We start from the raw sequence: 13,177 nt of genomic DNA, 5'->3' as shown, positions 1-13,177 counted from the left end.
TCAGTTGCCGGTCGGTCTTACGCCTTACGTCGTACGCCGGATCGCCCGCCCCGCCAGCACATCCGTACGCCTGCCGTCCTCCATCACGAATTTGCCGTCGATCAGGACGTGCGGGATGCCCACAGGAAGCGTGCGCGGCGCTGCGAAGGTGGAGCCCGCCGCGACCGTCTCCGGGTCGAAGAGGACCAGGTCGGCGCGGTAGCCCTCGCGGACCAGGCCCCGGTCGGCCAGGCGAAGGCGGGCCGCCGGGCGGGAGGTCAGGTGGGCGACCGTCTCCTCCAGGCCGAGGATGTTCAGGTCGCGGGCGTAGCGGCCCAGGTACTGGGGGAACGTGCCGTACGCGCGCGGGTGCGGCTTGTACCCCTGGAGGATGCCGTCGCTGCCGCCGGTGTGGACCCGGTGCTGCATGATCGCCCGGACGTTGTCCTCGTGGCCCACGTGCTGGAGGATCGTCGAGCCGAGGTTGTCGTTGACGAGCAGCCGGCGGGCGGTGACCCAGGGGGCCTCGCCGCGCTGGGCCGCCGACTCCGCGATCGTCTTGCCCACACAGCTCGCCAGGCCGGGGTCCGAGACGCCCGAGATCTCGATGGTGTCCCACTCGATGGGGACGCCGTGGCAGCCGTCGGCGCCGACCTCCTCCATGACGTAACGAATCTTCTCGGCGGTCGAGTCGTCCCGCAGCCGGTCCAGGGTCGGCTCGGGGCCGCCCTCGGTCGCCCAGCTCGGCAGCATCGCGACGAGCGTCGTACAGCCCGGCGTGTAGGGGTAGGTGTCGAGGCTGATGTCCGCGCCGTCGGCCAGCGCGCGGTCCAGGAGGGTGAGGAGATCCGGTGCCTTGCCCTTGTTCACACCGAAGTTCATCGTCGCGTGGGCGAGGTGCAGCGCGCAGCCTGCGGAGCGGGTGAGGGTCACCATCTCCTCGTACGCCTGGAGCGCGCCCGCGCCGTACGAGCGGTGGTGCGGGCAGTAGTAACCGTCGTACCGCGCCACCACCCGGCACAGCTCGGTGAGTTCGGCGTCGTCGGCGTACATGCCGGGGGTGTAGGTGAGCCCGGACGACATGCCGACGGCGCCCTCCTCCATGCCCTCGGCAACCAGTTGCTTCATACGGTCGGTCTCGGCCGGGGTCGCGGGGCGGTCGTCCCAGCCCATGGCGTACATCCGGAGCGTGCCCTGCGGGATGAGGTACGCCGCGTTGACCGCGATGCCCTGCCCGTCGAAGTTGCGGTCGAGGCGGTCCAGGTAGCCGCCGACCGTGCGCCAGTCGAAGTCGATGTCCGAGCCGTCACCGTTCCAGCCGGTGATCGACCTGCGGACCTCGGCGAGCGTGCGCTCGTCGACCGGCGCGTACGAAAGCCCGTCCTGGCCCAGGACTTCGAGGGTCACGCCCTGCGCGGCCTTGGCCGAGTGGTCGGGGTCGCGCAGCAGCGCGAGGTCGCTGTGCGCGTGCATGTCGATGAAGCCGGGGGTCAGCGCCAGACCGTCCCCCTCCACCGTGCGCGCCGCGCTCAGGCGCGGGCGACCGCCGTTGTCCCCCTCGCGGCGGATCTCGGCGATGCGGCCGTCGGTGACACCGACGTCGGCCCGATAGGAGGCACCACCGGTGCCGTCTATGACGCGTACGTCGCGAAGGACGAGGTCCATGGCTGCTGCTCCCGGGGGCTTAGAAGAAGGTGCGGACGTAGTCGATGACGGTGCCGTCGCCCTGGACCAGGGGGATCAACTGCCACTTGTCGAAGGACGTGCAGGGGTGGGACAGACCCATCCCGACCCAGTCGCCCACTTCCAGTTCCGGGCCCGCGCCGCCTTCCTCCGTGGTCAGCCAGCCGTGCTGGTCGGAGAGGCCGGTGACCTTGATGCCGGTGGCCGGGCGGATCGAGCCGTCGCGTGCGGAGCGTACGACCTGGGCCTCGGGGAGATCGAGGTCGTACGCGGCGTCGCGCTTGCCCGCGTTGATGAACGCCTGGGTCGGCGAGGGGCGCGACACGACCTGCGCCCAGAGGCGGAAGGCGGGCTGCAGCGCGCCCTCGTCGGGGATCCGGTTGAAGGGGGTCAGATGGCGGTAGTGGCCGTCGTCATGGGAGACGTACGCGCCGGAGCGCAGCAGCTTCAGTACGGGCAGGGACAGGCTCGGGATCTCGGCGAAGACATCCGCCACCGCGTCGAACCACGCGCTGCCGCCCGCGCTGATCACGATCTCGTCGAGGCCGGTCGACGCGAAGCGGCCCGCCTTGTCGAACTCCGAGGCCAGCGCGACGAGTCGGCGCAGCCAGGCATGCACCCGCTCGTCGTCGGCCTGCGGCACCTCGCCCTCGTAACCCGCGACGCCGACCAGGCGCAGGGTCGCGGTCGCGGCGACCGCGTCGGCGACCGCCGCGCACTCGGCCTCGGTACGGGCGCCGGTACGGGCCCCCTCACCGGCGGCGAGCTCCACCACGACGTCCAGCGGGCGCGAGACGCCGCGCAGGGCCTCGTCCATCAGCTCGACGCCGCGCAGGGAGTCGACGTAACAGACGAAGCGGAAGTCGGGGTCGGCGTCGAGCTCGGCGGCGAGCCAGCGCAGCGCGGGCGCGTCGACGACCTCGTTCGCGAGGAAGATCCGCTGAATGCCGTACGCGCGGTACACCCGGGCCTGGTGCGGCATGGCGGCGGTGATTCCCCAGGCGCCGCGCTCCAGTTGGCGCGCGAAGAGCTGCGGCGACATGGACGTCTTGCCGTGCGGGGCGAAGGCGAGGCCGTGCCGCTCGGCGTAGGTCTCCAGGAGCGTGAGGTTGTGGCCCAGGGACTCGGCGGAGAGTGCGAGCACGGGGGTGGTGAAGCCGCCGGTGAACAGATTCCGGCGCTCTGCTGCCAGTGCGCCGACGGTCAGGCCCGTGGCGTCGGGCGGGAGCGCCTTGAAGCGGTGATCCACCGTTTCCAGGGCGAGTGATCCGACCGCGTCTGCGGTGTCGGAGTCGATCTCGGCAGCCATGGGGCCTCCTTAGAAGATTGCGTTGCACTCTCTGCAACACCCATTGCGCATTTCGCTTAGCGCTGTCTAACATCCGAGCCAACGCCCGGTCAATGGTGCCCGGCGACCGACCAGTGAGGAGCTTGAGCGATCGTGACCGCGCCCGTGCCCGGATCCGTCGACTCCGACATCGCTTCCGATGCCGGTATCGACATTGATGCCGCTGCCGAGGCCGAGGCCGACGCCGATATCGATGTCGATGTCGACGTTGTGTGTCTTGGCGAGTCCATGGTCACGTTCCTGCCGTCGAGACCGGGGCGCCTCGCCGACGTGCCGTCGTTCGTACGGGGCATCGGCGGAGCCGAGTCCAACGTCGCCTGCGGCCTCGCAGCCTCCGGCCATACGGCGAAGTGGCTCGGCCGGGTCGGCGCGGACGGCTTCGGCGACCACCTGGTGGCCGCGATCGCGGCGTACGGCGTGGATACGACGGCGGTCCAGCGCGACCCCCACCGCCCGACGGGCATCTACTTCCGCACAGCGGGGGAACGCCCGACGGGAGCTGGCCCGGCGACAGTCCCGCAGGTCACCGCGGCCCCCACCCCCGCCCCCGCCCCCGCCGGAGAACCAGCGCCCCTCTCCGAGGTCGTCTACTACCGGGCCGGGTCCGCCGCCTCCGCGATGGCGCCCGGCAGCATGCCGCACCGGGACCTGTGGTCGGGGCGGATCCTGCATCTGTCCGGGATCACCGCCGCTCTCTCGCCCGACTGCCTCGCCCTCATGCATGAGCTCACCACCCGCGCCCCCGGCCGGCCCCTCGTCTCCTTCGACGTCAACTACCGCGCCAACCTCTGGCACGACGCCGAGGGCCCCCACCCCCGCGTCCTGCTCGACCTCGCCCGCGGCGCCGACCTCGTCTTCGTCGGCGAGGACGAGGCCAAGGCCGCCTGGGACCTGACCGGCCTGGCAGCCATCCGCGCCGCCCTGCCCGAGCCCGAGGTGCTGGTGATCAAGCAGGGGAGTCTCGGCGCCACCGTGTACGCCCGCACGGACGGGGCCCGCGGCGGCGAAAGTGTCACCTTCGTCCCCGCCCTCACCGTCGACGTCGTCGCATCCGTCGGCGCGGGCGACGCCTTCGCCGCCGGGTTCCTCTCCGCCACCCTCCGCGGCCTGCCCGACCGCGCCCGCGTCCGGCACGGCCACCTCATGGCCGCCGCCGCCCTCACCGTCCCCGGCGACCTCGCCACCCCGCCCGCCCGCGCCCACGCCGACCGCCTTGCCGCCCTCGATGCCCCCGCCTGGGGCACACTGCGTCTCGGCCCCGGCTGGATCCTGGACGGGGTAGGGGAGGACCAGGTGGAGGTACGTACCGCATGAGCCAGACAGTCGACCGAGCGCTGAGCATCCTGCCGCTGCTCGCGGAGGGACCCGCCGATCTCGGCAAGGTCGCCGACCGCCTCGGCGTGCACAAGTCCACCGCGCTCAGACTCCTCCGTACGCTCCACGAGCACGGACTCGTCTACCGCCAGCAGGACCAGCGCTACCGCCTCGGCGCCCGCCTCTTCGCGCTCGCGCAGCAGGCCGTCGAGAACCTCGACGTACGGGAGATCGCGCACCCCCACCTCACCGCACTCAACGGGGACTGCGGCCACACCGTCCACCTAGCGGTGTACGAGGAGAACGAGGTCCTCTACATCGACAAGGTCGAGAGCCGCTACCCGGTCCGGATGTACTCCCGGATCGGCAAGCCCGTCGCGATCACCGTCGCCGCGGTCGCCAAGCTGCTGCTCGCCGACCTCACCGAGCCGGAGCGGCGCGCCATCGCCGACAAGCTCGACTACCCCATGTACACGTCCCGTTCGACGCCGAACGCCGGAGCCTTCCTCAAGGAACTGGCGAACGTACGCGAACAGGGCTGGGCCACCGACCTCGGCGGCCACGAGGAGTCCATCAACTGCATCGGCGCCCCCATCCGCGGTGCGGACGGCCGGGTCGTCGCCGCCATGTCGGTGTCCGCACCGAATGTCGTCGTCACCGCCGAGGAACTCCTCACCCTCCTCCCGCTGGTGCGCCGCACCGCCGAGGCCATCAGCCGGGAGTACTCAGGTACCGCCAACCCCCCTGCAACTGCCGACACCCCGGCCAAAGCAGGCCCCACCAAGGAAGCAAGCGCATGAGCGAGAAGACCGCGATCACGCCGTCCACCCACACCGCCCCGCCCGCCAAGTTCTCCCACGGCGTACGCAAGGGCAACATCCTGCAGGTCGCCGGCCAGGTCGGCTTCCTGCCGGCCGTGGAGGGCCAGGCCCCCACCCCCGCGGGCCCGACCCTGCGCGAGCAGACCCTCCAGACCTTCGCCAACGTCAAGGCGATCCTCGAAGAGGGCGGCGCGAGCTGGGACGACGTGATGATGATGCGCGTCTACCTCACGGACGTCGACCACTTCGCCGAGATGAACGCGATCTACAACGCGTACTTCGAGGAGCAGGGTCTCAAGGCGCCCGCCTCGGCCCGTACGACCGTCTATGTGGGCCTCCCTAAGGGGCTGCTCATCGAGATCGACGCCCTGGCCGTGCTCGGCTGATCTTGCACCACCTCCCCACAACTCACGGCACGGTGCTTTCCCCCGAAGCGCCGTGCCGTGGTCCCCCCTGCCCCAAAACCCTCGCGGAACCGAACAACGGAGTCCCCCCGTGCTTCTCGCAGCCGCTCCACCCGTACCACCGCCGACCCCGCACACCGGCGGCCTGCTCGCCCTGATCCCCGGCACGGCCGGCCTGCTGACCGTCGCCGCCCTCGGCATCGCGCTGCTGCTCGTCCTGATCATCAAGGTCAGGATCCAGCCCTTCGTCGCGCTGCTCGGCGTCTCCATCGCGGTGGGCCTCTCCGCCGGCCTGTCGGTCACCGAGCTCTTCGGTACGGTCCAGAAGTCCGCCGCCGTCTCGATGATCGAGTCCGGCATGGGCGGCATCCTCGGGCACGTGGCGATCATCATCGGCCTCGGCACGATGCTCGGCGCGATACTCGAAGTGTCCGGCGGCGCCGAGGTGTTGAGCACCCGCCTGCTGAACCTGTTCGGTGAGAAGCGCGCCCCGCTCGCCATGGGCGTCACCGGTGTTGTCTTCGGCATCCCCGTCTTCTTCGACGTCGGTATCTTCGTCCTCGCGCCGATCGTGTACGCCGCCGCCAAGCGCTCCGGCAAATCGATCCTGCTGTACGCGATGCCACTGCTCGCCGGCCTGTCGATGACCCACGCCTTCCTGCCGCCGCACCCCGGCCCGGTCGCCGCGGCCGGCCTGTTCAAGGTCGACCTCGGCTGGGTCATCCTGATGGGCGTCATCGTCGGTGTCCCCGCGGTCCTCGCCGCCTGGGCGTACGCCGCGTGGATCGGCAAGCGCATCTTCGTCGACGTACCGCACGACATGGTGGAGGCCGCCGAGGAGGCCAAGGCCGCCGTCGCCGCCGAGCAGCACGCCGCGGGAGTGACCCCGCGCGAGACGCCCGTCGCGCTCGGCACGGTCCTGTCGATCATCGGAACCCCGCTGGTCCTGATCCTGCTGGCGACGTTCTCCTCCATCGCGCTCGACCCCTCGACGCTCCGCTCGGTCATCGAGTTCTTCGGCCACCCCTTCGTGGCGCTGACCATCGCGCTGTTCCTGGCGTACTACCTGCTCGGCATCCGGCGCGGCTGGTCCCGCAAGTCCCTGGAGACGGTCTCCACCGCGTCACTCAAGCCGGTCGGCAACATCCTGCTGGTCGTCGGCGCGGGCGGGGTCTTCGGCGCGGTCCTCAAGGGCAGCGGCATCGCGGACGCCCTCGCCGACACCTTCAACGACGTAGGCCTGCCGATCATCGTGCTGGCCTGGCTGATCTCGGTGGTGCTGCGTGTCGCGCAGGGCTCGGCGACGGTCGCGATCGTCACCACCGCGGGCATCGTGGTCCCGCTGGTCGAGGGCCAGGACCTCTCGCAGGCGCACCTCGCGCTGATCATCATGGCGATCTCGGCGGGCTCGATCTTCGCCTCGCACGTCAATGACGGCGGCTTCTGGATGGTCGCGAAGTACTTCGGCATCTCGGAGCGCGACACTCTGAAGTCCTGGACGGTCCTGGAGACGGTCCTGTCGGTGGCGGGCTTCGTGGTCGCGGCGCTGCTGAGCCTGGTCATCTAGAGGTACATCCAGAGCTGCCTCTGCCTCTACGATCCATGGTGTGCGAGCGCCCCCGGGACCCGTCCGTCCCGAGGGCGCTCCCTACTGATGCGCGGACATGCGCGCAAGCGTGAGCCGAGGGGGCCGACATGGAACAGCAGGGTCAGCAGCAGGCGCAGAACGTGCCACAGGGCTTCGGCCCACCGCCCCCGCCGTACGCCCCGACGCCGTACGCACCCCAACAGGAACAGTTTCAACAACCCTTCCCGGGCCCCGAGTTCCTCGCGGCGGACCGGCGCTTCGCCATCGTGATCGACGAGGCGGGCGTCTGCTTCGAGTCCCAAGGCCACACCGCCGAGTTCCCCTGGCACGACATCACCACCGTCCACTACAAGCAGGGCACCAGCGGCCACATCCTGATGGTGGGCGTGGTGCTCACCGACGGCCGCTTTCTCGACTGCGCGGTGGTCGCCAAGAACCGCGGGATGCTCCAGGAATGGTTCGAGGAGATAGCCCCCGTCCTGGGCGAATACCTCGGCAACCGCGGCGCCCCCGGCAATACGAACCGCTGACCCTCTTGCGCGATCACCCCCACCCCGCTTTGGTGACTTGGATCACCTTCGGGGACGAGTGGGACGAGCGGGGAGGCGCCAGAGATGGCAGGTACGACGGACAACAGCACGGAAGAGCTCACCGCCCGGCCACGTAAGTCCAGTTGGAAGTACATCGGCCCCGGCATCGTCGTCGCCGCGACCGGCGTGGGCGCCGGCGACCTGGTCGCGACGCTGATCGCCGGCAGCAAGTTCGGCTACACCCTGATGTGGGCGGCGGTGATCGGCTGCGTCGTCAAGATCTCCCTCGCCGAGGCCGCGGGCCGCTGGCACCTGGCCACCGGCCGGACCCTCTTCGAGGGCTGGCGCAGCCTCGGCCGGTGGACGACGGTCTACTTCGCGATCTACGTCACCATCTGGGGCTTCATCTACGGCGCCACCGCCATGTCGTCGTCGGCCCTGCCGATCGTTGCGCTCTTCCCGGACGGGCCGAACCTCAAGGTCTGGGCGATCCTCATGGGCCTGATCGGCCTGGTCTTCGTCTGGTTCAACCAGTACGCCGTCTTCGAAAAGGTCATGACGGCCCTGATCGGCATCATGTTCGTGGTCGTCGTGTACGTCGCGATCCGCGTCAGCCCGGACATCGGAGCGTCCTTCGCGGGCCTGGTGCCGGTGCTCCCGGACGGCTCGCTGCTCTACACACTGGGCCTGATCGGCGGCGTGGGCGGCACGATCACCATGGCGGCGTACGGCTACTGGGTCAACGCGAAGGGCTGGACCAACCCCTCCTGGATGAAGGTGATGCGGCTCGACAACCGCGTCGCGTACATCACGACCGGCATCTTCGTCGTGGCGATGCTGATCGTGGGCGCGGAACTGCTCCACTCCTCACACCTCGCCCTGACCAAGGGCGACCGGGGCCTGATCGACCTCGGCAAGATCCTGGAGGACCGCTACGGCGCGTTCACCGCGAAGCTCTTCCTGGTCGGCTTCTTCGCCACGTCCTTCTCGTCCCTCATCGGCGTGTGGCACGGCGTGAGCCTGATGTTCGCCGACTTCGTGGAGCGCTTCCAGGCCGACCGCAAGGGCGCCCCGATCGACGAGGGAACGGTCGAGGAGCTCGCGACGGGCGCCAAGGAGCGCTCGAAGCCCTTCCGCGCGTACCTGCTGTGGCTGACGTTCCCGCCGATGACCCTGCTGTGGCTGGACCAGCCGTTCGGCCTGGTCGTGGTGTACGGCGTACTGGGCGCGTTCTTCATGCCGTTCCTGGCACTCACCCTGGTCTGGCTCCTCAACTCCTCCCGCACGCCCGCGGAATGGCGCAACGGCTGGCTGAGCAACGGCATGCTGGTGTCGGCGGGCCTCCTGTTCGTCGTGCTCTGCTTCCAGCAGGTACGGGAGCTGCCGTGGTGACGAGCCCGTGCACAGCACGGAGACGCGAGCGAGGTCATGTCGGCGATCTCTGTGGTGATGGTCGAACTGCGGGAGGCGCTCGAACTGGGCATCCTGCCTCCCGAGGGGCGCCCAGTACCCGGAGTGGAGGACGTCTACGTCTCACCGATGCCGGGGAAATTCGTCTTCATCCCGGGTACGTGCGCGGCGGTGTGGTCGGCCGGTAATAGAATTGATGCCCTTCAGGTGCCTGTTGATCTCCGCTAAGTCAGGGAAATCGAGCACCAGACAACCTTGCCGCCAGTCGGCAGGAAGTAATAGCTCCATTCTTTGGTGAGCTGTTCCAGAATGAGCAGCCCGCGCCCACTCTCCGCGCCGGACACTTGCACTGCGCGCGCTGGTGGCCTGTTGCTCGGGTCGGCCAACCACACCAGCAAGCGGTGTGGTTCTCGCTGAAGCGTCAGCGTCAGCCGTTGCGGCGGGGCGTCGGTCAGCTCGTCCGTTGTGTGTCGTACGGCGTTGGTGACCAATTCCGAGACGGCCAACCGTGCCGTGTCGATATGGTCTTCGCCGACACCCCAGGCCCTCAGCACATCGCAGGTATGGCTTCGTGCCCACCGCCCAGCGTCGGCCTGGGCAGCCAACTCCAGCCGGCTGACCAAATGTTCAGCGCTCACGACCCGCCTCCGGTTCGGCTGCGGCGGTCTCTTCAAGCGGTTCGACCAGCCAGAGCTTGCCGCCGATCTCCCTCTCAACCTCGTCCCTCATGATCTCCGCCAACACCGGAATCTGATGCAGGTGCTCGGGCGAGGGCATGACGACATTGCTGACGTTCTTGGCCCAGCAATGGACCACGACCTCCTGCCACGCCTTGAGTTGCTGCCACTGGGCCTCGACGAACACGTCAGCGAGAACAAGGCCTTGCACTTCGGCGAAGACCACCAAGTCGCGCTGCAAGCGCAGTACGTCGTCTATTCCCATGCCGGGCAGCACGCGGAGGTAGCCGAAGGCGCGTCGAGGTGTTGTCGGCATAGCGTTGGCTCCTTGCCCTGACGGGTAGGTAAGTGGGGCTTCCCGAGCCTGCTGCTATCCAATTGGCAGGCCAACGACGGCCAGGCATACGCGGGTATACGTCCGGCGTATTGCCATCCCGGGGCCGCATGTGGCAATACGCTGGGTAGGCAAAGGCCAGGGGCACCAGCGGCGGGAGTACCGGCGGTATGGCACCAGAGCAAGCCCGCTACTGCCAGTGCGGTACGCGGCTGGCCAGGGACAACGCCGGAGATCGGTGCGGGGCCTGCGCGCGACACGAGCGGCAGTCAGCCGGCCAACCGCCAGATCTCCCGGTCGGGTTCTGGCAGCGCTCCCGGATGCGCGAAGCTCTGGAAAGCTGGCACTTCGGCCAGGTGCTCTACGCCTACCGCACCCACCCACACCATGGACGAGCGCTGTCGCAAGGAGCCGTCGCCGACTGGCTCGGCGTAACCCAGGCTCAGCTCAGCCGGATCGAGAACGGCGCCGCCCCGCAGGACCTCTCCAAGCTCATGCAATGGGCGCATAGCCTGAAAATCCCGGCCGACCTACTGTGGTTCAAGCTGCCAGGCAGCGAACGACAGTTCGCGGCTCCTGTCAATCCGCGGCAAGAGACCGGCCACCGGAAGCCAGAGCAACCCCGGACTCGAGGCGTGACGTTGCTTCCGGTCATGGTCAACGGACAGCAGGTCTTCGTGCCGGTCGACGCGGACGCGCTCGCGGGCAACGGCCTCGGCAGCCTGTCGGCAATCCCGGCCGACAGCACCGCCACCGCCACGGAACACGAGGCTATGAGTCCGCTCCACCGTAGATCGCTGCTCAGCGGCATTGTCGCTGCCGCTTTGCCTGGTTTGGGCCTGGAAGAACTTCAGCGCGTCGCGAGCGCCTTGGAGGATTCCCATCGTTACCTCGACGGCCCGGTCGTCGATTACTTCCGCACTCAACTGGAGCGCGCCAAGGGCGACGACGGCGCACTCGGTCCGAAGAAGACCCTGCCGGTCGTCCTCGGACTACTCGGGGCCATCGAGCAGAGCGCTCGCAACTTCAAGCCCAAGGCCCGGCGCGAGCTACTGTCGGTCGGGGCCGACGGAGCCGAGTTCGCCGGATGGTTGTACCGCGACATCCACCAGCCCGGTCAGGCAGGCTTCTGGTACGACCGCGCGATGGAGTGGGCGCAAGAAGCCGACGATGCTGCCATGCAGGGTTATGTCCTGCTAAAGAAGTCCCAGATGGCGTACGACGAACGCGATGCGCTGCGGGTGCTCACCCTCGCCCAGGCTGCTCGGCATGAGCGATGGCAGTTGCCGCCCCGGGTCCACGCTGAGGTCACCCAGCAGGAAGCCCTCGGGCTGGCCATGACTGGGGAACCGCTGGATGCTGTCAAGCAAAAGCTCGACGAAGCGCATGGCCTGTTGACTGCCGTGTCCGCCGACGACCCCACGCCGCTCGGGGTCTACTTCACCACCGACACATTGCTACTGCGCAACGCTGTCACCTACACCGAGGCCGGGAAGCCGAGCCTCGCGGTTGGCCTGTTCAACGACGTGCTGAGCGCCGGATCGCTGTCCCACCGAGACACCGGATTCTTCAACGCGCGACGGGCGGCAGCACTGGCGCTCAGCGGCGAACCGGACGAAGCCGCCAAGATCGGTAAGCCGTCGGCCCAAGTCGCGCACGAGGTGAAGTCAGAGCGCACCATGCGCGTGCTCGGCGAGGTTTCGCAGACGCTCGATCGGTGGCGTAGCCGGCCCGCAGTCCGAGAATTCCGCGAGACGCTTACAGCGACGCCGTGAGCCAGTCAGTCACAGTGCGGATGACAGACGCTTGATACTCCTGGCTCTTGGGGTTGAGGTACTGCGGGTCATCGTGGACGGCAAAACCGTGTTGTGAGCCCTCCACAGGAACAAGCTGTACCGGAGCAGTGAAGCGCTCAACGGCTTCTCGGGACGACTCGAAGGGCACCAGCGTGTCAGCCGTGCCGTGCACGATCAGCGTTGGGGCCTGAACTTCCCCAAGCACTTCGTGGGGCTTGAGCCAAAACACCTCGTTGAGCATGGGGCGGCCGTGGCGGAGCGTCTGCGTGAACTGAAGTGCACCACGCTCGGTGAGTTCGGCTGCCGCCTCCTCGCTGATGACGTCATCCGTCCAGTACGGCCGGGCGTCGACAGTCCGCCGTTTGTAGTTGAGTTGGGGATTGAACAGCATCAGGCGGTCAACTTCATCCGGGCACTTGGCGGCGTAGTAGGCACAGATACCTCCGCCGAAACTCGCTCCGAGCAAGGTGATCTCTGCGGCTCCCGTTGCTTCGCGGAGGTGGGCAAGCATGACGCGAATGTCGTTGAGGATGCTGGAAAGCGTCAGTTCCTCCTGCTTGCCGTCGCTCTCGCCGTGTCCCCGCAGGTCGAAGCGCAGCGAGGCAATGCCCGCCTCTGCGAGGCCGGTTGCGAGCCGTCCGAAGAACCCGCCCTCCTCGCGAGTGACACCACCGCCATGCACCAGCAGCACGGCGCGTGTGGTGGGCTCTTGGGGACGTTCGAGGGTGGCCGCCAGGTGCAGGCCATCAAGGGTCCGAACGCTCACGCTGTCAGTCGCCATGTCAGCAAGCGTAGTGATCAATCGAGAGTGCTGACAGAGCGACTGCATCATTGATAAGTACTCAGCTCGTCCAGTGCCCCACGCTACGAGCGGACCGGCTTGGCAGTCACAAGTACACCTGCTGCGTGAGCGCATCTTGGATCGCCCTGTCGGTCTTGTAGGAATCATTGCCCGATTTCTGCAACTTCCCGGCCAGCCGCACATTCAGAGCTGATTGTGGAAGGGAAGTTCGCAATCTGCCTTCTTGTGGGCGTATTGCGCCGCGCTCCGAGTCAGATCAATCAAGCCTTGACGAGCCTTGGCGTCATCGGACCCCCCTCGTTTGTTCAAGTCGACAATGACACTGAGACTGTAGGGGCCTCCGGGAATTCGGCCGGCCGGCACGCAGGGAATTAGAATCGCTGCCTTACTCGCCGAGGCTACGCCTATGTTACCGGAATTGAAGCTCTCAGAATCTCCTCCTCCCTCGTTTCGGTTAGCAGACACTTCGCCTCTTGCCCATTTTTCGGAAG

The 13,177-nt window shown here is 68.1% G+C and carries 12 protein-coding genes; 7 read left to right on the top strand and 5 right to left on the bottom strand.

The window, feature by feature from the left end; genetic code table 11:
• Positions 1 to 24: 24 nt before the first annotated feature.
• Positions 25 to 1,644 carry an N-acyl-D-amino-acid deacylase family protein gene (locus ABCR94_RS24000; RefSeq protein WP_347122070.1) on the bottom strand — a complete coding sequence of 540 codons (1,620 nt, stop codon included), beginning with the start codon at positions 1,642 to 1,644 and terminating at the stop codon, positions 25 to 27.
• A 19-nt stretch (positions 1,645 to 1,663) separates the two neighbouring features.
• Complete coding sequence (locus ABCR94_RS23995) at positions 1,664 to 2,971, bottom strand: alanine racemase (RefSeq protein WP_347122068.1); 1,308 nt, start codon at positions 2,969 to 2,971, stop codon at positions 1,664 to 1,666.
• Between the two features lie 267 nt (positions 2,972 to 3,238).
• Between ABCR94_RS23995 and ABCR94_RS23990 the strand changes: the two genes are divergently transcribed.
• The 6 genes from ABCR94_RS23990 to ABCR94_RS23965 all read left to right on the top strand — a co-directional run bounded on the left by ABCR94_RS23990 (position 3,239) and on the right by ABCR94_RS23965 (position 9,059).
• On the top strand, positions 3,239 to 4,324 hold the full coding sequence (locus ABCR94_RS23990; RefSeq protein ID WP_521977836.1) for a sugar kinase: 1,086 nt from the start codon (positions 3,239 to 3,241) through the stop codon (positions 4,322 to 4,324).
• Positions 4,321 to 5,124, top strand: a complete 804-nt coding sequence (locus ABCR94_RS23985; protein WP_347122066.1) for an IclR family transcriptional regulator — start codon at positions 4,321 to 4,323, stop codon at positions 5,122 to 5,124. Before ABCR94_RS23990 ends, ABCR94_RS23985 begins: the two co-directional genes overlap by 4 nt.
• Positions 5,121 to 5,531, top strand: a complete 411-nt coding sequence (locus ABCR94_RS23980; RefSeq protein WP_283520976.1) for a RidA family protein — start codon at positions 5,121 to 5,123, stop codon at positions 5,529 to 5,531. The genes ABCR94_RS23985 and ABCR94_RS23980 overlap by 4 nt, the downstream gene beginning before the upstream one ends.
• Before the next feature lie 109 nt (positions 5,532 to 5,640).
• Positions 5,641 to 7,116: a GntP family permease gene (locus tag ABCR94_RS23975; protein ID WP_347122065.1), complete on the top strand. Its 1,476-nt coding sequence runs from the start codon at positions 5,641 to 5,643 to the stop codon at positions 7,114 to 7,116.
• Positions 7,117 to 7,244: 128 nt separating this feature from the next.
• Positions 7,245 to 7,667: a hypothetical protein gene (locus ABCR94_RS23970; protein WP_347122063.1), complete on the top strand. Its 423-nt coding sequence runs from the start codon at positions 7,245 to 7,247 to the stop codon at positions 7,665 to 7,667.
• 84 nt (positions 7,668 to 7,751) lie between these two features.
• A complete protein-coding gene (locus ABCR94_RS23965) occupies positions 7,752 to 9,059 on the top strand; it encodes an Nramp family divalent metal transporter (RefSeq protein ID WP_347122062.1) in 1,308 nt (435 codons plus the stop codon).
• A 242-nt stretch (positions 9,060 to 9,301) separates the two neighbouring features.
• Here the strand turns inward: ABCR94_RS23965 and ABCR94_RS23960 are convergent, their stop codons facing one another.
• Both ABCR94_RS23960 and ABCR94_RS23955 read right to left on the bottom strand, forming a co-directional pair.
• Positions 9,302 to 9,715, bottom strand: a complete 414-nt coding sequence (locus ABCR94_RS23960; RefSeq protein ID WP_347122061.1) for an ATP-binding protein — start codon at positions 9,713 to 9,715, stop codon at positions 9,302 to 9,304.
• Entirely contained in the window at positions 9,705 to 10,070 is a 366-nt protein-coding gene (locus ABCR94_RS23955; RefSeq protein ID WP_347122060.1) for a hypothetical protein, read from the bottom strand. The genes ABCR94_RS23960 and ABCR94_RS23955 overlap by 11 nt, the downstream gene beginning before the upstream one ends.
• Before the next feature lie 338 nt (positions 10,071 to 10,408).
• On the opposite strand from ABCR94_RS23955, the gene ABCR94_RS23950 reads away from it, so the two are divergent.
• Positions 10,409 to 11,863, top strand: a complete 1,455-nt coding sequence (locus tag ABCR94_RS23950; protein WP_347122058.1) for a helix-turn-helix domain-containing protein — start codon at positions 10,409 to 10,411, stop codon at positions 11,861 to 11,863.
• On the opposite strand, the gene ABCR94_RS23945 is transcribed toward ABCR94_RS23950, so the two are convergent.
• On the bottom strand, positions 11,847 to 12,665 hold the full coding sequence (locus ABCR94_RS23945; RefSeq protein ID WP_347122057.1) for an alpha/beta hydrolase: 819 nt from the start codon (positions 12,663 to 12,665) through the stop codon (positions 11,847 to 11,849). The genes ABCR94_RS23950 and ABCR94_RS23945 overlap by 17 nt on opposite strands.
• Positions 12,666 to 13,177: the final 512 nt, after the last annotated feature.

Origin of the sequence: Streptomyces changchenzhani (genome assembly GCF_039766235.1) — a bacterium.
Lineage (GTDB): Bacteria > Actinomycetota > Actinomycetes > Streptomycetales > Streptomycetaceae > Streptomyces.
The sequence above is the reverse complement of the archived record's forward strand: the minus strand, read 5'-3'. Positions and strand labels throughout refer to the sequence as shown.